Origin of the sequence: Croceicoccus bisphenolivorans (assembly GCF_001634625.1) — a bacterium.
Lineage (GTDB): Bacteria > Pseudomonadota > Alphaproteobacteria > Sphingomonadales > Sphingomonadaceae > Croceicoccus > Croceicoccus bisphenolivorans.
In genome coordinates this window covers 24,307-44,039 of record NZ_LRSE01000005.1, presented here as the reverse complement: position 1 = coordinate 44,039, position 19,733 = coordinate 24,307, and the positions used below count along the sequence as shown (strand labels likewise).

Annotated in this window: 17 protein-coding genes, 1 tRNA gene and 1 pseudogene; 5 read left to right on the top strand and 14 right to left on the bottom strand. The window is 63.5% G+C overall.

Annotated elements, in window-relative coordinates; all coding sequences use genetic code 11:
• Positions 1 to 16: 16 nt before the first annotated feature.
• The 8 genes and pseudogenes from A7A77_RS18580 to A7A77_RS06565 form a co-directional block, all read right to left on the bottom strand.
• Positions 17 to 190 (bottom strand): annotated as a pseudogene (locus tag A7A77_RS18580) (DUF6538 domain-containing protein); the annotation flags it as partial.
• A 1,253-nt stretch (positions 191 to 1,443) separates the two neighbouring features.
• Positions 1,444 to 4,104 (bottom strand): DUF927 domain-containing protein, encoded by a 2,661-nt coding sequence (locus tag A7A77_RS06595; protein WP_066555577.1) that lies wholly within the window; start codon positions 4,102 to 4,104, stop codon positions 1,444 to 1,446.
• Entirely contained in the window at positions 4,095 to 4,424 is a 330-nt protein-coding gene (locus A7A77_RS06590) for a hypothetical protein (RefSeq protein ID WP_156500460.1), read from the bottom strand. The genes A7A77_RS06595 and A7A77_RS06590 overlap by 10 nt, the downstream gene beginning before the upstream one ends.
• Positions 4,421 to 4,606: an excisionase family DNA-binding protein gene (locus tag A7A77_RS06585; protein ID WP_066555575.1), complete on the bottom strand. Its 186-nt coding sequence runs from the start codon at positions 4,604 to 4,606 to the stop codon at positions 4,421 to 4,423. Before A7A77_RS06585 ends, A7A77_RS06590 begins: the two co-directional genes overlap by 4 nt.
• A 77-nt stretch (positions 4,607 to 4,683) precedes the next feature.
• A complete protein-coding gene (locus tag A7A77_RS06580) occupies positions 4,684 to 5,190 on the bottom strand; it encodes a hypothetical protein (protein ID WP_066555573.1) in 507 nt (168 codons plus the stop codon).
• 635 nt (positions 5,191 to 5,825) lie between these two features.
• Positions 5,826 to 6,062, bottom strand: a complete 237-nt coding sequence (locus A7A77_RS06575; RefSeq protein ID WP_066555572.1) for a hypothetical protein — start codon at positions 6,060 to 6,062, stop codon at positions 5,826 to 5,828.
• Positions 6,059 to 7,297, bottom strand: a complete 1,239-nt coding sequence (locus tag A7A77_RS06570) for a tyrosine-type recombinase/integrase (protein WP_066555571.1) — start codon at positions 7,295 to 7,297, stop codon at positions 6,059 to 6,061. The genes A7A77_RS06575 and A7A77_RS06570 overlap by 4 nt, the downstream gene beginning before the upstream one ends.
• Before the next feature lie 188 nt (positions 7,298 to 7,485).
• Positions 7,486 to 7,559, bottom strand: a tRNA-Gly gene (locus A7A77_RS06565).
• A gap of 151 nt (positions 7,560 to 7,710) precedes the next feature.
• Here A7A77_RS06565 and A7A77_RS06560 point away from each other — a divergent pair.
• A complete protein-coding gene (locus A7A77_RS06560) occupies positions 7,711 to 8,061 on the top strand; it encodes a putative quinol monooxygenase (protein WP_066555569.1) in 351 nt (116 codons plus the stop codon).
• Between the two features lie 92 nt (positions 8,062 to 8,153).
• On the opposite strand, the gene A7A77_RS06555 is transcribed toward A7A77_RS06560, so the two are convergent.
• The 5 genes from A7A77_RS06555 to lgt form a co-directional block, all read right to left on the bottom strand.
• Complete coding sequence (locus A7A77_RS06555) at positions 8,154 to 8,987, bottom strand: cytochrome c1 (protein ID WP_066555564.1); 834 nt, start codon at positions 8,985 to 8,987, stop codon at positions 8,154 to 8,156.
• A 29-nt stretch (positions 8,988 to 9,016) separates the two neighbouring features.
• Entirely contained in the window at positions 9,017 to 10,294 is a 1,278-nt protein-coding gene (locus A7A77_RS06550; RefSeq protein ID WP_066555563.1) for a cytochrome b, read from the bottom strand.
• Positions 10,295 to 10,306: 12 nt separating this feature from the next.
• Positions 10,307 to 10,876 carry a ubiquinol-cytochrome c reductase iron-sulfur subunit gene (gene petA / locus A7A77_RS06545; RefSeq protein WP_066555561.1) on the bottom strand — a complete coding sequence of 190 codons (570 nt, stop codon included), beginning with the start codon at positions 10,874 to 10,876 and terminating at the stop codon, positions 10,307 to 10,309.
• A gap of 182 nt (positions 10,877 to 11,058) precedes the next feature.
• Complete coding sequence (locus tag A7A77_RS06540; RefSeq protein WP_425388546.1) at positions 11,059 to 12,132, bottom strand: class I SAM-dependent methyltransferase; 1,074 nt, start codon at positions 12,130 to 12,132, stop codon at positions 11,059 to 11,061.
• A 21-nt stretch (positions 12,133 to 12,153) separates the two neighbouring features.
• Positions 12,154 to 13,023, bottom strand: coding sequence for a prolipoprotein diacylglyceryl transferase (gene lgt / locus A7A77_RS06535; RefSeq protein ID WP_066555557.1), 870 nt, complete (start codon positions 13,021 to 13,023; stop codon positions 12,154 to 12,156).
• 244 nt (positions 13,024 to 13,267) lie between these two features.
• Between lgt and A7A77_RS06530 the strand changes: the two genes are divergently transcribed.
• The 3 genes from A7A77_RS06530 (at position 13,268) to A7A77_RS06520 (ending at position 17,585) form a co-directional block, all read left to right on the top strand.
• Positions 13,268 to 16,009, top strand: a complete 2,742-nt coding sequence (locus tag A7A77_RS06530; RefSeq protein ID WP_066555554.1) for a [protein-PII] uridylyltransferase — start codon at positions 13,268 to 13,270, stop codon at positions 16,007 to 16,009.
• A 159-nt stretch (positions 16,010 to 16,168) separates the two neighbouring features.
• Complete coding sequence (locus tag A7A77_RS06525; protein WP_066555552.1) at positions 16,169 to 16,663, top strand: hypothetical protein; 495 nt, start codon at positions 16,169 to 16,171, stop codon at positions 16,661 to 16,663.
• A 97-nt stretch (positions 16,664 to 16,760) separates the two neighbouring features.
• Entirely contained in the window at positions 16,761 to 17,585 is an 825-nt protein-coding gene (locus A7A77_RS06520; protein WP_066555550.1) for a hypothetical protein, read from the top strand.
• Between the two features lie 259 nt (positions 17,586 to 17,844).
• Here the strand turns inward: A7A77_RS06520 and gltX are convergent, their stop codons facing one another.
• A complete protein-coding gene (gene gltX, locus A7A77_RS06515) occupies positions 17,845 to 19,176 on the bottom strand; it encodes a glutamate--tRNA ligase (protein WP_066555548.1) in 1,332 nt (443 codons plus the stop codon).
• Positions 19,177 to 19,430: 254 nt separating this feature from the next.
• Here gltX and A7A77_RS06510 point away from each other — a divergent pair, with 254 nt between their 5' ends.
• A complete protein-coding gene (locus tag A7A77_RS06510; protein ID WP_066555546.1) occupies positions 19,431 to 19,718 on the top strand; it encodes a hypothetical protein in 288 nt (95 codons plus the stop codon).
• Positions 19,719 to 19,733 lie beyond the last annotated feature (15 nt).

Sequence of the window (19,733 nt, the reverse complement as noted above, 5' to 3'; positions counted from 1 at the left end):
AGTCCCGACGCTTTTGCTCAAACATCACCTCGATCTCGAACGCGACTTTCCGACTCAATCTAACGGCAAGCGCACGGCTGTCTGTCCTAAGCGAACGACCCACATGAACGCAGCCCATTGCATCCCGCAAATCAGAAGGGACACGAACCCGATATTGATAGATCGACCCTCGCAACCACAGTCCGCGCACAGATGGTTTGTATGACGCTCGTGTATGACAGTTGCTGAGACGATTTATTGAACGATTTGAGAGCGTTGCCTCTGATTCCGACGCACAAATGTATGACACCTGTGTAGCACAGACGCGTGAATCCGCGCCTTGGCTGGCGGATTTTTGTGGTTTTTCAGGATGTTATTGAGGATTGGAGCGGTAGCGGGAACCTCAAACTAGTCTAGAAACCTCGTATTTTAGCCATTCTCTTAAGCACTGTTCAGATAGATACCCCCAATCATACCCCCAAATGTGCTGGCTAGGTGGCTTTCAGAGCGGCTGGAGCGTTGCCCGGCCCGCGTATCCCAAGGTCCGGGTGACACATAACCGGCAGTCCGATTCGGGCACGATAGCCGGTCTGACGAGCGAGCGAATTGCCCCCCACACCCCACGCGACAAATCGCAGGCGCAAAGCCAGCAATTCCGCGGCTTTCGGGAAATGGCAGCTTCTCAATCAAATTTAATGTGCAGCCAGTTTCCACCTTGATTTCAATTCACAGTCGGAAAATTGCGCTTTGTTTCCATGACTTGCGCTGGCTTGAGGTGAGCCAGGGCGAGACTTGGAAATGATTTATCGGCGGCAGCTGGTATCAGCCCAGCCCGGCGGCTGGCGGTGAGCGTTGTGGGATTGCTCTCCAATTGGCGGGAACAGCGGGAAATTGGGAGCACGTCGCCTAACCGTCTGTCTTCTCATTCGAAATTCTGTTCCCAGCGTTTGCAAGACTTGTTCCCCGCTCGCTTGCTTGGGAACAGATGCCGGCTCCGGCTTTGTGGGAAAGACGTGCCGGCGGGATCGGCCATGAATCCCGCCGGCCCCGCAGCACCCCTAAGGCGAGGATGCCACGGGAATTCTCGACGCATACTCCCAGCCGCACCTATGGTTGCAGCTCATGCCAATAATGATGTTTGAATGTGGGGGTTGATATGCCGATCAGCTTGGCAACTTCGGCAGGCGTCATTCCCCCCTCGATCGCGCGCAGGACTATTCGCCGACTAGCCGGTGTCGGGGAGTGTCGGCATCCGCTTGGAAAATAGTGCCGCCCGAGAGTATTCTTCGAAATTCCCAAGACACGGGCGATTTGCGGCATGGTCGCGCCAGCCGCTTTCATTTCCTTTACCAGAAGAATTCCTTCCAGTGTCGGCTCGTGCGGCGGTCTGCCCACTGGCCTAGAGGGGCTATCCGGCGACGTTTCGAACAAGTCGAGTTGACAAAATGGCAGGGCGGCAACCATCTAATCGCTGCCTTCCCAATCCGCCAGAGGATCGCTCGACGCCTCACCCCAATCATGGGCGGCTGGGCGTTCGGGACGCGATGGCACCGCAACACCACCAGGTGGATTATCTGGACGGGCGTTTTCGCCAACACCCCGCTTTCCAAGGTCGCCCGAATCCCATTCCAGAATGCTTGCCCGGACGGTGTAGAAGCGGGGGCTTTGATCTCCTACGCGCTGCTTGCGTTTGGGCCGCCCGCCATCGCCGGGCACCAAGAAGCCATGCGATTGCAGGACGGTCGCCGCCTCCCTCGGGTCGCAGCCGGTGAGAATTTCATTCCAGCCGCTATCGTGGAACAGATAACACGGCTTGCCCGGCTCAATGTCGTGGAGGTAGCCGAGCGTCGATAATGACCGCGCCTCCCCTTCGCGGTTGCTTATGGCGGCGCGATCGCTCGGCTCATCATCCTCATAGGATGAATACACCTTGGCCTTCGGAATATGGGCGAAGCGGGATTGACCTGCCTGTATCGCGTTCCGCACTCGCTCCAGAATCTGCCGATGCTCCCGCAATCCGGTGCGGCCAAAGCCAGCCGCCCACGCATTGAAACACGCCAGCGCCGCCGCCTCTGCCTCACCGGATCGCCACGGCACGATACCAAGCGCCGCTGCCATTTCTCCAGCCGCAGCGACGGCAGCGAAGCGCAATGCTCCACGATGTACCTGCCCGCTATCCCCGTCTTGCTTAGCCGAGCTGGCGAAAGCCTTTGCCAGTCGCCTCGCTTCGCCCTGCCAATGCAGACCATCCGCCACAAGGCCGCGCACGAAGGCAGGCCCGGCATGGCCGTAGTGTGAAGTGCAAGCCGCCTTGATCGCATCGGAAAAGGCGGCTGGGCTCTCCACGTTGTGCAGGTTTTCCCATGCCCCAAAGCCCGCGCCCGCATCAGCTGGCAGATCGAGCAGGCGCAGCTCCTGCCCGGCCATCGTCCGTTCGCCTCGCTTGGCCGCGCGCATATGATCGGCAAGCCCTATTTCCCCAGTGCTGCAAACCATCACCCGCCATTCTGCCCGCCGCCGCAACGCACCGCTCTGTTGCGCGCGCGCCTTTCCTTGGCCGCTGGCGAGCGCATAGGCCGCGCTGCCCGCCTCTTGCGGATCAACCAAAGCCAACTCGTCAAGGATCAGCAGCGTTTCGGTATGACCGTGGGCAACGCCTTCCAAGGCGTTTCCGGTTGCCCTCCAGCTTGAGGCGAAGCCCAGTGAGCCGCCGCCGCCCCACACGCTGCCAGCCGCCATCGCCAGCGAAGTTTTGCCGGTGCTGGAGGCCCCGCGAAAGTGAAAGCCGCCGCCCTCCATCTCGAGCCAGCGCATGATTGGCCCGACAAAGGCCAGCGAAATGGCGAAAGTGAGGAGACTGTTACCCGGCGCCAGTGCAGCCAAGTCGCGTCTCCATCCGTCCAGATTGCCCGACTGACGATAGTGCAGAGCCGACGCCGCTCCGTCGAAATGCACCGGCTCCGCGCCCGGCGGGGCGATTACGGCATGTGGCAGGACAAAGCGGCTGGCATCAACCCAGCCAGTTCTTTCCGCCAAGGTGAGGCGCGCGCTATGCGTCACTGCCCGCAGGAAGCGAATGAAGCGATCACTCTGGCCCGTCGCGGACAGGATCAACATGCCCGCGCCGGCCAGCTCGGCCCGCACTGCGCCAGCATCGGACGCCAGCGCAGCCCGCTTGACGGTTTTGCGCTTCTCCACCCCATCGCGGTCCCGGAACCGGATAAGCAAGCCCCAATCTCCGCCCTCGCCATCGCGCGCCTCGCCCATGATCTCGAACGGATCGGACAAGCGCACGCGCCTTGCGTCAGCGCCATCCTTGCCCGGCTCCAGCCAGGACAAACCATCATCGTCCAGCTCATAGCCAGGCGGGGTTTCGAGATGCCCGGCGTTCGCCGCCTCGATCGCCGTGCCGATGCGGTCCAGCAAGTCGGGCTGGGCGAAGTCAGACGGGAAAGGATCCGCGCAATCCCATGCGGCTGGCAACGAGGCGGGCAGCTCGACGATAGCCGCCCCCTCTGCCCCAGCCGCCAGCGCGGCCTTGCGGACAGCTTGAGCGGCTTCGCGTCCCGGTGTGTCGGCATCAGGCAGGATCGCCACCCTGCGGCCCGCCAGCGCTGCCCAATCGGCCTTGCTGACCGCCTTCGACCCGCCCGACCATGACGCCACCGCGAAACCGGGAAACAGCCCAGCCGCCGCGTCCGCCGTCTTTTCGCCTTCCACGATCAGCACGGGCGCGGCTGGCACCATAGCGAGGCGATCTAGCCCGTAAATCGGGCGAGGAGCGGGCGGCGCAGCCCAGCGCCAGCTCAGCCGCCCGGCATCACGCCATAGGGTTTGAGGCAGGATTTCCTTAGCGCCGTCCGGCTTGTCGAAGCGGCACACCCAATGGATCAGCGCGCCAACCCCATCGCGATAGGCCCACGATGCGGAGGGCTTGCCATGGCGATTGTGCGAAGTCCGTGCGTCTGGCGCATCGGCGGGCACCGGGGAAACCCATTCACCCTTGGGCTTGGGCGCGCTCTTGCGTTTCGCATCTGGCACTTTCCCGGCTGACAACTCGCTCCCGCCCGCGATCGACTTGGAGACATTGGCGAACGGGTCATCAGGCTTATCATTCATGCCCATGGAGAAACCCCCATGGATTCCGCCAGCCGAATTGCGGCCTCGCGCTGGGGAAGCCCCGATACAAAGGCGGCAAGGCTCACCAGGTCGCCGCCGCCGTCGCCGGTGGCGAAATCAGCCCATCGTCCGGATGAGATATTAACCTTGAAGCTGCCCAGTTGCCGATCGGGACGCAGCGGATTGCGGGCGACGTACTCGTGACCTTCCAACCTTCCCTCTGGCAACAAGCCCCGAACGACAGCGACGGCGTTGCCCAGCGCAACTTGATTCACCCGCCCGAAATCAATTCTACCCGATCGCACGGCACCACCACCGCCGATCACTGATCTCCCTCCAGCAGCTTGTGCAGGGCCTGGGCCGGGATCAGGGTGCGGCTACCGACCTTGACGGCTTCCAGCCGCCCGCTGGCGATAAGCTGAAAAATTCGTGTTCGCCCCAGCGAGGTGGCACGGCAGGCCTCTTTGATCGAATAGGCGAGAGGTGCGCCTGCAGGTGTGTCATGCATTTCCAAAACTCCCCTTGGTTGTGGGAGTTCGCTAAAATGCACATCAGTTCAGAGCGGGCAGCAAGTTTCTTATGCGGTCAATTCTCCGAATTACCTGCATCGCGGCTGGCGCGGGCCCGGCGCAGCTCGGCCAAGGCACCCGCGACAGTCCGTTCGCCGATGCCATATTTGTCCGCTACCTCTCCGATTGCCGCCTTTCGCACCATACCATCGGCAATGCGCCGCTCGACAGCACTGGCCATCATGAGATTTCGGATCGCGAGGAGGTCTTGATTTATCGGCTTACCCGGCTTTCGGTCCAACACCAGGTCAGCCCGATAATCGATCAGCGTTCTCGGCTGGGCATCGAACAGCTGGGCCACTAGCTCAAGGAAGCATCGAGCATCATCGATCGCAACGGCCTCGCCCAGCTGGTCGAGGGGAACGCGCGGCAGTTCACGGGGATGCGACGTATCGTATGAGGCAAGGCTTTCCGCAATGATCGCAGCGGCCCTGCCTACCCACTCCAAGGACACCTCACCTTGAAGGGCCAGCATGGCCATATTGGCCGGCCCAAGGGCCACTGGATCAGGCTCGCCTTCCATCACTCACCCCAATTGGTCGAGAGAGGCAGGGGGGATGCCACACGCGCGCGGATTTTCCACGAACGGCATAACCGGCCCAGCCGGCGGCGCTGGAAAGGTCTCTAGGCTCAACGGCGGACCGCACCGCCTTGCGATCGCTCTCGACGGTTGCCGCGCTGTTCCCATGTTCCCAAAGATCGATGGCCGATTGGGAACAGCCCGATGGCTTCCGGATGCGAGGCAATCTGCGGGTTTCTGATAGCTTGTTCCCATGTTCCCTTAGTTCCCATGGAATTCATTGCGCTCCAAGTGGCAAACGGGCCCCTTTTTGCCACGTCGACGCAAAAGACAAATCCAATCAAAACCGCGAGGCGCTGCCGGAAATGAGAAAGCCACGCCCCACGCGCTGCCGCACCCCATTGTAATGAAAGGCTTTTGGGAGGACCCACGAGGGGGGGAGGGGTGCTCCAGGCAAAAGGTCATGATGCAGCTGGCCATGGCCATTCATCAGCCCATGCACTGCGCAGATTGGCATTGAGAGTTGCGGGGTATCGCGCGCGCGTGTGGCATCCCGATCCCCCCAGCGGCGCGCTGCTTTGCCGCTTCGCGGTTTGTAAGCGCCATCCCAACCTCGCGGGACTTTGTCTGTTCGGTGGCTAGGCAGCCTCTGCCACTGGCGGGTGGATCAACTCACGCACGAGCAACCTGCGGTAGTATTCAAACTCGGCAATGCCTTCCGCTGGATCAGCCTTGAATGTGAACGCTGCCCGCGCCAGCAGCGCACGGCGCAGCTCCCATGCTGACACTCCATCCGCCAGCGCCTCCCGCACGACCTCGTTGATGGCCTCAAAAACCGCCGCCAACTTGGCTTCGCTTTGATCCTGTTCTTTCACTTCGCTTTCCCCTTCGCTCGATTGATCGGCACAACGTCCGCGCCCTTGCGCAGCGTATCGAGATTGTCGCTCCACCATTGGGCCATCTCCACCCGCTCTTGCCAGTATGCGCCCCGTGTGTAGGCGGCGCGCACCTTGTCGGCATCGCCATGGGCAAGCGCCCGCTCGATTGCATCGGGATGCCACTTGCCGCTTTCGTTCAGCAGTGTTGCAGCCATGGCGCGGAACCCGTGGGCGGTCATCTCATCACTGGCATAGCCCAGCCGCCTCAGCCCGGCATTCAATGTGTTCTCACTCATAGGTCGGGCACGGGTTCGGACGGAGGGAAAGACATAGCCAGCCGGGCCGGTGAGGGCGTGAATCTCCCGCAGGATCGCCACGGCCTGCCGGGACAGCGGAACGCGGTGATCCTTCCGCATCTTGGTTTTTTCGGCTGGGATGGTCCAGAGCGCCCCGTCCAGGTCGATTTCATCCCAGCGGGCATGGCGCAATTCACCGGGGCGCACAAAGACATGGGGAGCCAGTTGCAGCGCCAGCCGGGTCATCCCCAAGCTTTCATAGCCGTCGATCGCCCGCAGCAGCTCGCCCACCTTCACTGGCTCAAGAATGGCCGCGTAGTGTGTCACCTTGGGCGTCGCCAACGCCCCGCGCAGATCGCGTGTCGGATCGGACGCCAGCCGCGCCGTTGCTACGGCATAGCGAAACACCATGCCTGCAAGCTGCAATGTTCGGCGGGCGCTCTCCAGCGTTCCTTTGGCTTCGATCTTGCGAACAGCGGCCAGAATGTCGGCAGGTTCGATCTCGCCAATTGGCAGACTGCCCAATGCTGCATTCAGGCGGGACAGCAGGTATTCGCTCCGCTTGGCCGTGGCGGGAGACCAGCCGCCATGCCCGTCCGCCTTGCGCTTGGCGCAATACTCGGCAGAGATGATGGCAAAGGTGTTCATGGCCTCCGCCCGCTGACGGACCTTGGCGCGGCGCTTTTCTCGCGAGGGGTCCTTGCTGGCGGCAATCTGTTCTCTGGCTTCATCCCGGCGCTTCCGGGCATCGGCAAGGCTCACATCGGGATAGGCACCGAAGGCCATGAGCTTCTCTTTACCTGCCAGTCGGTATTTCAGCCGCCAGAGCTTGCCGCCCGCTGGCGTGACGAGCAGATACAGGCCTAGCCCGTCCGCCATCTTGTATTGTTTCGGTCCCGGCTTTGCCTGCCGGATTGCAACATCAGTGAGCGCCATGGCCTGCCTCGCATACCCCCAGCGCCGCAATCCGTACCCCCTGCTTCAATCGGCTTCCCCCAATCATACCCCCAACGATGGGTGGTTAGATATGGACGCGGCTGAACGGATGCGGCCCGATAAGCTGCTAAATACCGTGGATTTCAGGGGTATGTCCAGACTGATACGAACATCGCTGGACGGGAAGTTGGAGCGGGTAGCGGGAATCGAACCCGCATAGCCAGCTTGGAAGGCTGGAGCTTTACCACTAAGCTATACCCGCTCATCGTTACGCGATCGCGTGCGGCGTTGCGCTTGCCATCTTGCAGGCTCGTTCGTCAACGCCTGTTTGCATGCCCCCTTCCCTTTCGGCCAGTTTTCTTGTCCCCCGCGCGGGCGCATCCCCTTGTCCGTGCAGACAAGGGAGAGAACGAATGCAGGTTATCGTCGAAGGTTGGATCAGGATGGAGGGCGAAGCCGGTCCGGTCCTTCTGGAGGCTGCACCGCTGATCGACGCCGCTCTCGCCGAAAAGGGCTGCCTTGCCTACGAATGGGCGGTCTATCCGGGCAAGGCCGATACCATCCTCGTCTTCGAACGCTGGGAAACGGTCGAGGATCTTATCGCGCATCTCAACGATGAACCCTACTTCGCGATGGGCGGGCATCTTGCAGCTGCCGGAATTGCCGAAGCCGATGTCCAGTGCCACGCGGTTTCGCGCAGTCAGGGCATCTATGGCAATGACGGGCGGATCGCGGCCGATATCTTCGGCGTCGCCGCGCGCTGATCCGCGCTGCCGCCGGGGCGCACCGCACACAAAAAGGGCCGCCGGATCGAACCGGCGGCCCCTTTTAAACCCGGGTACTACCCCCGTGGAGCTCAATGCTCCTTGTTACGCCACACGTTACGATAGGCGAGATAGGACAGCACGGTCAGGATGATCAGGAAGAGCACCACCGGCCAGCCGGTCTGGTGACGCTTCGCCAGCGTGGGCTCTGCGGTCCAGACGAGGAAGGCAGCCACGTCCTGCGACATCGAATCGAGGTCGTTCGGCGAACCGTCGTCGAAGTCGACCTGACCGTCCGACAGCGGCTTGGCCATCGCGAGGTTCAGGTTCGCGAAGTACGGGTTGTAGTGAAGGCCGTCCGGAGTCTTTGCTTCGGGGAATTCCGTCAGCAGAGCCTCGGGCTGTTCCTGATAACCGGTCAGCAGCGAGTAGACATAGGCGGCGCCGTTGTGGCGAGCCTTGGCCATCAGCGAGAGATCCGGCGGGATCGCGTTGTTGTTGGCAGCGCGCGCGGCGACGTCGTTCGCGAAGGGCTTCGGGAAGTAGTCAGTCGGCGTGCCGGGGCGCGTGGTGGCTTCGCCGGTAACCGGATCGATGCCCGGCACCTGCCACATCGCGGCTTCGGCCTTCACCTGCGCTTCGGAATAGCCCAGCTGTTCCAGATCGCGGAAAGCGACGTGGCGCAGCGAGTGGCATGCCGAGCAGACTTCCTTGTACACCTTGTAGCCACGCTGCACCTGCTGCAGGTCGAAGTGGCCGAACGGGCCATCGCTGGCCAGATGCAGTTCCTTCGGATGTTCGTGGAACACGTGTTCGGCCGTTTCCACTTTCGGCTCGCTAGCCCAGGTGAAGAAGCCGACCGCGAGGGTCACGAGCAGCCAGCCGCTGAAGAAGATGCCGACTAGGATACCAATAAGGCGGACCATGGTTTTCGTCTTTCCCTGTTATCGGCCTGTTATTCGGCGGCTGCGGTTTCGCCATGCTTGGCGAGCACCGCTTCGGTGATGGAGTTCGGCAGCGGCTTCGTCTTCTCGATCATCGACACGATGGGCAGGATGATCAGGAAGTGCGCGAAGTAGTACGCGGCGGCCAGCTGGCTGAACATGACGTAGGGTTCTTCGGCCGGTGCGCCGCCCAGGTAGAACAGCGCGGCCATGCAGGGCACGAAGCCGAACCAGATGAACTTGCGCAGCAGCGGGCGGTAGCGCGACGAACGGACCGGCGAGGTGTCGAGCCAGGGCAGGAAGAACCAGACCAGGATGGCTGCGAACATCGCCAGCACGCCAAGCAGCTTTGCCGGAACGAAGAAGAAGTCGAACGTGAAGGCGCGCAGGATCGCGTAGAACGGCCAGAAGTACCATTCGGGAACGATGTGTGCCGGCGTGGAAAGCGGGTTGGCCGGGATGTAGTTGTCCGGGTGACCCAGCGCGTTCGGCATGAAGAACACGAACGCGGTGTAGATCACGAGGAACGCGGCCAGACCGAAGCCGTCCTTCGCGGTGTAGTAGGGGTGGAACGGCACGGTGTCCGATTCCTGCTTCACTTCGACGCCAGTCGGGTTCGACGAGCCGGGGATGTGCAGCGCCCAGATGTGCAGAATGACGACACCGGCAATCACGAACGGCAGCAGGAAGTGCAAGCTGAAGAAGCGGTTCAGCGCGGCGTTGTCCGGGGCAAAGCCGCCCAGCAGCCAGATCTGCAGCGGTTCGCCGACCAGCGGGATCGCGCCGAACAGGCCGGTGATGACCTTCGCACCCCAGAAGGACATCTGGCCCCACGGCAGCACGTAGCCCATGAAGGCGGTTGCCATCATCAGCAGGAAGATCACGACGCCCAGCAGCCAGATCATTTCGCGCGGCGCCTTGTACGACGAGAACAGGAAACCGCGGAAGATGTGGGTGTAGACGACCACGAAGAACGCCGAAGCGCCGTTGGCGTGGGCGTAACGGAGCATCCAGCCCCAGTTGACGTCACGCATGATGTGTTCGGTCGAATCGAAGGCGACCAGCGCGTTGGGCGCATAGTGCATCGCCAGGATCACGCCGGTGACGATCTGGATCACCAGGCAGAAGCCGGCGAGCACGCCGAAGTTCCACCAGTAGTTCAGGTTGCGCGGAACGGGGTAGCCCGAACCGATCGCGTTATAGACCAGACGCGGAAGCGGAAGCTTTTCGTCCATCCACCGCATGAACGGGTTGGTCGGCTGGTAGTGGTTCGCCCAGGGGAAGCTCATCGTCTCTTATCCTCAGCCGACTTTGACGGTGGTTTCGGAAGTGAATTCGTATTCCGGAACCTGCAGGTTCAACGGAGCGGGACCCTTGCGGATGCGGGCCGCGGTATCATAGTGCGAGCCGTGGCAGGGGCAGAAATACCCGCCGAACTCGCCCTTCACCTCGCCCTCGCCCGCGCCAAGCGGCACGCAGCCAAGGTGGGTGCAGACGCCCATCGTGATGAGCATGTCGGCATGGCCTTCCTTCGTACGCTCTTCCAGCGTCTGCGGATCGCGGAGGGAACCGACGTCGACGGCATTGGCCTCGGCGATTTCCTTGGGCGTCAGGCGGCGCACGAACAGCGGCTGCTTGCGGAAAACGGCCTTGATCGCCTGACCGGGCTGGATAGCCGACACGTCGACTTCGGTGCTGGATTCGGCCAGCACGTCCTTCGACGGGGCCATCTGGCTGATCAGCGGGTAGAGAGTGGCAAGCGCGCCAACGCCCCCGAAAGAAACCGCAGCGATTTCGATGAAGTCGCGGCGGCGGACGCCACCTTCATCACCGTCCGCAAGCGCGGGGTTGTCGATCGTCGCCTCTGCCATGCCTGGCTATCCCTGATCTGGCTGCCCGACGGAAATGTCAGGCAGGAAGGTTCGTAGTCCACCCGGAGAGCGTCCGCCCCCGGACCCGCACGGATACGCCGCACGCATGGGCATTTCGCCCCATGCAGGACCCGTCTTGGCGCGCCTCATAGACATGGTACGCGAAATTTCCAACAGGCATTTTACCCTGTTTCCGCAACCGCGAACCCCGCACTTTCGGGCCATGCAGGGTGGACGGCAGCGATCACCTTGAAAAGCGACCCCATCGCATCGGGTGCAGTGAGGCGTTGCAAGGCGGCAAAAACGTCTTCTGCGCCCTGCGGATTCGCTCGTGCCAGCGCGGCCGCGCGGTACCCCATGCCCAGCGCCATCAGGAACGCGCCCTGCGCCGTAATGCCGTCTACCCGCAGCCCCGAACCGCGCGCGGCATCGGCCAATGCGCCGAAATCGACATGCGCGGTAAGATCCGCCGTGCCGGGCGCCGCGAAAGGATCCGCCCGTTCGTGGCGGGCCACGGCCTGAAATGTCGAGCCGTGGGCCAGTTCGGCATAGCCATAGTCGATCGCGAGAATCGCCCCGCCCTGCCGCGCCACGCGCGACGCAAGTTCGCGCATGATCGCCGATGCCGCCGGACAGGTTTCGAGAATCGCGCCCTCTGCCGCATCAGCAAGCCGTTGGGGAACAGCGGCATCCATCGGCCTGTCGCCCGAAACGGGAACGAGCCTGTCGTCTTCCAGCCCGACCATCCGTTCCCGCCAGCCGCTTGCCGTGCGGACCAGCTGGCGCACCGGCAGGGCATCGAAGAATTCGTTGGCAACGACGAGCAGCGGGCGATCGTCGGGCAGCGAAGCGATATCGTCGTGAAACCGCGCATCGGGCAGCAACCGCGCCTGCTCAGCCCGCAGCGCAGGCGACCCTTCGACGAGGTGAACCTGCGCCGCGCCGCCCGCCATCGCCAGCACCCGCAACGCATCGCGCGCCAGCGTGCCGCGCCCGGGGCCGAGTTCGACATAGGCAGCGTCCTGTGCACCGGCGTTCCCACCGGCCCGCGCCCGCAGGTCCGCGAGCCAGCCGCCGATCATCTCTCCGAACATCTGGCTGATTTCGGGCGCGGTGATGAAATCACCCTTCGCGCCCAGCGGATCGCGCGCGCTGTAATAGTGTGCGTTCGCCTCTGCCATGAATTGCGCAAGCGGGATCGGCCCGAGGTTGCGAATCAGGCGGCGGAAATGTTCGGCAAGGTCCTTTCGCGCCACGCCGCGCAGCCTCTCCGCCCCTCAGGCCGCGTCGGGTGCGGGAGCGCGGGGCGCCTTCTGCCCGATGGCCGGACGGCTAAGCGCCCATGCCGCCATGCCAAGGCCCACCGCGATCATCGGCAGGGTAAGCCACTGGCCCATCGACAGGCCGGTGCTGGCCGCGAATTCGGCCAGTTGCTCGTCCGGTTCGCGGAAGAATTCGACCGTGAAGCGGCCCGCCGCGATGCCCGCGGTAAACACGCCGACCAGCAGGCCGGGGCGATAACGGGCGCGGGTCAGCCAGAACAGCGAGAGCATAATCACCATCATCAGTGCGCCTTCCAGCGCGGCCTCGTAAAGCTGGCTGGGATGGCGGGGCAGCGGCCCGGCGCGCGGGAATACCATCGCCCACGGCACATCGGTGGGGCGGCCCCACAGCTCTCCGTTGATGAAGTTCGCGATACGCCCGAACAGCATGCCGAACGCGACGTTGACCGAGATGTAGTCGCACACGCGGATGAAATTGAGCTTGCCGCGAAAACACACCCACGCGATCGCCAGCAGCACGCCCATCACCCCGCCGTGGAAGCTCATCCCACCATTCCACAGCTGCACCAGCTGGTCCGGATTGGCCCAGAGCGAGGGTTCGTAGAACGTGGCATAGCCCAGCCGCCCGCCGATGATGATGCCCAGCGTACACCAGAAGAACAGGTCTTCGGCATGGCGCTGCGCCATCGGCGCGCCCGGCTGCTTCAGCATCTTGGTCAGGTGGAAATAGGCCAGGACAATGCCGGCCAGATAGGCGAGCGAATAGAAGCGCAGCGTGAAACCGAAAATGTCGATTCCCGGTCTCAGGCCAAGGTCCGCCCAGTGGATCGGGGTGTTCGCCGTGTCGGCGGCGGCAGCAAGCATCTCAAGCAATTGACCGGACTTTCGTTTCCGCGCGGGCGGGGGCCACGGCGCATCGGGCGCGCTTGTGGCACAGGCGGTGCGGCGATGGTAGTGGGTGTCGCAAGCATCGGCAGCAGGCATTTGCGCCCCCGATGCCAAGCTGCCCCTTCCCTTGCATCGCGCCAAGCCAATATAGGGATGAGAGACGAGTAAGCAGGCAGGATTGCCCGGTAGCGCGAACGCCCATACGAACGAAGGACCCCAATTGGCCAATCCCACGATCCCGAACCAGCGCGCCATTATCAACCGCCGCAAGGTCGTTGCCCGGCTCGACTCGCTTGTCGAGGGCATGGAAACGTTCGACCGCAAGCCGATCGTCGCCCTGCTGCGCGAAAGCCTGCAGAAGGGGCGGGACGAGATCGCGCACCGGCTGATGGAGGAGCCCGCGGCCGGGCACAAGGCGGCGGCTGCGCAGTCGTTCCTGATCGACCAGGTGGTGCGCATCATCCACGACCATGTCATCACCCACGTCTACCCGCTGGCCAACCGTTCGTCGGGCGAACGGCTGACGATCGTGGCCGTGGGCGGCTATGGCCGGGGCGAAATGGCGCCGCAATCCGACGTCGATATCGGCTTCCTCACCCCGATGAAGAACACCGCGTGGTGCGAACAGGTGATCGAGGCGATGCTCTATTACCTGTGGGATCTTGGCCTGAAGGTCGGCCATTCCAGCCGCACGCTGGACGACATGGTCCGCATGGCAAAACAGGACCTGACCATCCGCACCGCCATGCTGGAATCGCGCTTCCTGTGGGGCGACCAGAACCTGTTCGACCAGGCCCGCGACCGTTTCTGGAACGAGGTGGTAAAGGGCACCGAACGCCAGTTCGTCGCGGATAAACTGGAAGAGCGCGACGCGCGGCACAAGCGCATGGGCGATTCGCGCTATGTCGTCGAACCCAACGTAAAGGAAGGCAAAGGCGGCCTGCGCGACCTGCACACGCTCTACTGGATCGGCAAGTACATCCACCGCGTGCGCAGCGCATCCGAACTGGTGGATGCGGGCCTGCTGTCGCAATCTGAATACCGCGCCTTCCGCCGGGCGGAAAACTTCTTCCTCGCCGTGCGCTGCCACATGCACATGATCACCGGGCGGGAGGAAGACCGCCTGACCTTCGACCTGCAGCGCGAGGTTTCGGAGCGGATGAACTTCGTCCACCGCCCGGGCAAGAGCGCGGTGGAACGCTTCATGCGCTTCTACTTCCTGCAGGCGAAGCGCGTCGGCAACCTGACCGGCGTGTTCCTTGCCCAGCTGGACGAACAGTTCGCCCGCCGGTCCAGCCGCAACCTCATTTCGCGGCTGCGCGATCGCAAGCGCACGATCAAGGGGTTCGAAATCGCGGGCGGGCGCATCAACGTGCCCGGCGACACGTTCTTCCAGAAAGACCCGAAGCGGCTGATCGAGATTTTCGCGCTGGCCAATCAGGAAGGCGTGGAAGTCCACCCCGAAGCGATGCGCAAGGCGGACCGCGATGCGGTGCTGATCGACCGCGCTGTGCGAACCGATCCGAAGGCCAATGCCCTTTTCCTCGAACTGCTGGCCAGTCAGGACAATCCCGAACTGGCGCTGCGCTGGATGAACGAGGCGGGCGTGTTCGGTCGCATCATGCCCGAATTCGGCCGCGTCGTGGCGCAGATGCAGTTCGACATGTACCACCACTATACCGTGGACGAACACACGATCCGCGCCATCGGGATGCTTGGCAACATCGAAAGCGGCGAAGTCGCCGATTCGCACCCGCTGTCGACCAAGCTTCTGCCCAAGCTGAAACATCGCCGCGCGCTTTATGTCGCCACGCTTATGCACGACATCGCCAAGGGGCGCGGCGGGGACCATTCGGTGCTGGGCGCCGAACTTGCCAAGCGGGTCTGCCCGCGCCTCGGCATGGACGAGACGGAGACCGAGCTGGTTTCATGGCTGGTGCGATACCACCTGCTGATGAGCGCCACCGCATTCAAGCGCGACCTGTCGGACCCCAAGACGATCGGCGATTTCGTCGAAGTGGTGCAATCGCTGGAACGGCTGCGCCAGTTGCTGATCCTGACCGTGGTCGACATCGGCGCGGTGGGGCCGGGCGTATGGAACAGCTGGAAGGGGCAGCTTCTCTCCGACCTCTATTTCGCGGCGGAGGAACGCATCAGGCTGGGCCACAAGGGGCATGGCCGCGACAAGCGGGTCGAAGCGAAAAAGCACGCCGTTGCCGAACTGCTGGGCGATGAGGCTGCGCTGGTCGAGGAACTGGGTTCGACGCTGCACCCATCGTACTGGATCGCGGAGGCCGAGGACGTCATCGTGTCCAACCTGCGCCAGATGAAGGCGATGGGCAAGCAGCCGCTGTCGATCGAGACACAGTACTATTCGGCGCGCGGGGCAACGCTGGTGACGGCGATGGCCGCCGACCATCCCGGCCTGTTCAGCCGCATCTGCGGCGCGATCCACCTTGCCGGCGGCAACATCATTGATGCGCGCATCCACACCACGCGCAACGGCCGCGCGGTCGACAATTTCCTGGTGCAGGACCCGCTGGGTCGCCCGTTCAAGGAGGATGGCCAGCTGGAACGGCTGGTAAGGGGGATAGAGGACGCGCTGGCGAACAAGGTGAAGCTGGTGCCGCAACTGGCCGCCCGCCCCACCGCGCGCACCCGCGCCAATGCGTTCGACGTGCGCCCGCGTGTCAATTTCGACAACGATGCGTCCAACCGCTACACCGTTGTGGAAGTGAACGCGCGCGATCGGCCCGCCCTGCTTAACCGCCTGTCGCGGGCGCTGTTCGAATCCAAGACGCTGGTGAATTCGGCCCACATCACCAACTATGGCGAGCGCGCGGCCGACACGTTCTACGTAACCGACCTTCTGGGCGACAAGATCACCAGCGAGAGCCGTTTGAACGCGCTGGAAAAGCGGTTGCTGGAAGCGGTGGAGGCGACCGAAGAAGCAGCCAGCTGACGTTCGCGGTGTTTGTTACACGGCTCATCCGGTGTAAACCTGGTGAACGCCGCGTTAATCCCGCGAATTAACACGGCGTTAATTCGCGGGGTGGAGTCTGGCCCGGCAACAGGGAGATCCACCAAGGCGCCATTTCAGGCGCGGGGAGTTGAGGACATCATGAAAAAGACAATTTTCGCAAGCGCAACCGCGCTTCTCGCCGTAGCGGCGGTCACCGCCCATGCGCAGGACGCCGGAGAAGGCACCGACACGCCCGAGGTCGAGGAAGTCGAGACCAGCACTGTCGTCGGAGAGCCGACCGCCGGCGGCAACGGCGCGCAAGTCCTGCGCGAACAGACCGAACTGACCGAGCAGGCAACCGGTGCCGATGGCGAGCCGCTGTTCGAAACCAACGAAGACGGCACGCAGGGCGCGCCGGTGATGGAAGTGGTGGGCACGCAGTACACCCAGACCGTTTCCACGCCGAGCGGCAACGTCAACACCCTGATCAAGACCACCGACCTGGACGGCAACACCACGACCACGGTCGAGCACTATCGTCCCGCAAAGGCCGAACGGGTCGCCAAGGCCGAACGGGTCGAGCGCCCCGAAAAGGCGGAAAAGCCCGAAAAGCCGGAGCGTCCGGAAAAGCCGGAACACGCCGGTCGTCCCTGACATCGGGCACATGACATGACATGCAGGGCGCCGCAGCGGTGATGCTGCCGCGCCCTGCATGTTCTTTTGCAGAATAACGGGAACATGAGGGTTTTCGATGAGCGAAATTAATCTGCGCAAGGCGTCGCATCGCGTCGCAGCGGGCGCAGCCATGGCCCTTGCGATGGCGGCAACGCCCGCAATGGCGGACGAATACTGGCAGTTCAGCCTTGGCGCCGACTATTCCAGCGGCGACTATGGCGACGTTGCCGATACCGAGATGCTGGCCGTGCCGGTCGGCGTGAAATACCAGGGCGATAACGTCTGGTTTCGCGCTTCCGTCCCCTACGTCCGCATCAAGGGCCCGCAAGGCGTGATCCCCGGCGATGGCGGCGTCAGCCCCGGCAACGGTAACGGGAATGGCGGCGGTGGCGGCGACACCGTCGTCATCGACACGCGCAGCGGCGTGGGCGACGTGAACCTTGCCGCCGGCTACACCCTGCCGATCGGCGATGCGACGTGGTTCGACGTTATCGGCAAGGTGAAGCTGCCGACCGCGTCGAAATCGAAGTTTCTCGGCACCGGCACCACCGACTTTACCGCAGAAGGCGAACTGCTGCACAGCTTCGGCGCGGTCAGCGCCGCCGTGCGCGGCGGGCGCCGGTTCAACGGATCGAACGAACTCTACCCGCTGCAGGATGTGTGGCAGGCCGGCGCAGGCATCTATGCCAAGGCCGGGCCGCAGCTTTCGCTCGGCCTCGATTACGAATGGCGCGAAGGCGCGCTGACCACCTCGCCTGACCGTAGCGAGGCGACGGCCTCGGCCACTTACAAGGTCAGCCCCGCCCTGCTGCTTCAGGGCTATGGCTATACCGGCTTTGCCGACGGCAGCCCCGATGCGGGCGGCGGCATCCAGATCCTCTACCGGATCGGCGCGAACTGACCGCGCCACACTTGCGACCCCACGCCCGTTTCCCGGTCCGCCACCGGTGAAGCGGGCGGCGGGGGCGGACGTTATTTTCCTACGCGGGAGCCGCCTGCCATTGTGCGGGCGGCTCTTTCATTTCCGTCGATAAAATCCGTTTCGCCCGCGCAACGTGTCACCCTGTCCGATGCGGCTTTAAGGCGCGGAACAGTGCGGGTTCGCGGCCGCGATCACAGGGTGACAGGATGTCACCTTTGTCACCCTGCGGTTCGGCGAATCAGGCGGCGGCGGTCAACCGTTCGATGGCCCGTTCCCGCCCGATCAGGGGCAGCAGCGCGTTCATGTCCGGCCCGTGGTCGATGCCGGTCAGGGCCAGCCGCAGCGGCAGGAACAGGGCCTTGCCCTTGCGGCCGGTGCTGTCCTTCAGCATCGCGGTCAGCGTCTTCCACGCATCCGCATCCCACGTCATCACACCAGCCGCCTGTGCAGCCGCGGCAACGAAGGCGCGGTCTTCTTCGGTGAGGACCGGCGCGGCAAGATCGCCCGCGATCACCTGCCACCACTCCTGCGCCTCGCTCGCCTTTTCAAGGTTCGGGCGGACGGTCAGCCACGCTGCCTCGTCCATCCCTTCGGGCAGCAGGCCGCACACTTCGGCATAGTCCATCTGGTGCACGATCTGCGCGTTGATGCGCAGCAGCTCCGCCTCGTCGAACCGTGCCGGCGCGCGGCCGAACGTCGACAGGTCGAATCCTTCGGCCAGCGCCGCCATCGACGTTTCGGCGACGACAGGCTGAGAAGTGCCGATGCGGGCGAGCAGCGAATTCAACGCCATCGCCTCCAGCCCCTGTTCGCGAAAGGCATCGACGCCCAGCGATCCCAGCCGCTTCGAAAGCTTGCCCTCGCTGCCGGTCAGCAACGCTTCGTGCGCAAAGGCGGGCGGGGTTGCGCCAAGCGCGGTGAACATCTGCAACTGGACGGCGGTGTTGGAGACATGGTCCTCCCCGCGCAGCACGTTGGTGACGCCCATGTCGATATCGTCCACCGCGCTGGGCAACATGTAGAGCCACGAACCGTCGGCGCGGCGAATGACGGGGTCGGACAGGCGGTCGCCCTCGAACTTCTGGGCCCCGCGAATGCCGTCGTCCCACGCGATCGGCTCGTCCCGGTCGATCAGGAAGCGCCAGTGCGGGGCGATACCCTGCGCCGCCTTTTCGGCATGGTCCGCCTCGGTCAGGGCCAGTGCCGCACGGTCGTAGATCGGCGGCAGCCCCCGGCCCAGCAACACCTTGCGGCGCAGTTCAAGTTCCTGCGCGGTTTCATAGCAGCGGTAGACGCGGCCCGATGCCTGCAGCTTCTCGAACGCGGCATCATAAAGCGCAAGGCGGGTCGACTGCCGCTCCTCACCATCGGGGGCAAGGCCCAGCCACGCCAGATCGCGGCGAATCGCCTCGACATATTGCTCCTCCGACCGTTCGGGATCGGTATCGTCGATACGCAGCAGGAAACGCCCGCCGGCCTGCCGCGCCAGCAGGCAGTTGTGCAGGGCCGTGCGGATATTGCCGACGTGAAGCCGCCCGGTGGGCGATGGAGCGAAACGGGTTACGGTCATGCCCGTCCCTATAATGCCGTGGCGGCGAAGCGGAAGGGGCCGGTTTCAAACGCGTCGGACCCGGGCAGGCGACCCGCAAGGTTAACGCCGGATTAATACCTCTTGCCGAGTTCCATGCTGCGCAGCATAGTGCGGGAATCATGGCAGCCTGGATCACTGCCGTGAACAAACGGACGAGAGGGAATTGGATGGTCGGAACAGTCCAGGTCCGGTGGTGCCCCCGCTGCCGAACATGGGGTCAGGCAAAGCGGGTCATGGTCGACCACGCGCAGGCCTTTGTCGACGGTCGCGAAGCTGCGCCGGTCGCCTTCGAATATGTGCGCGAGGATTATCGCTGCAAAAGCTGCGAAGACGAATTCGTCGCAACACGCATCACCAGCTGCCCGCCGGCTTACGTGTGGTCTGCCCGCAACGTGCTGGCCAAGCTGCACACCGCCGGCGGGAGGAACCGCAGCAAGCGCGCGATCCCGCTATCATGGTACGGACATCCCGAACTGGCCGATTTCTCAGCCGTATTGCCGGCAGCGCCACCGCTGCACTGACTTCGGCTTTTGGGT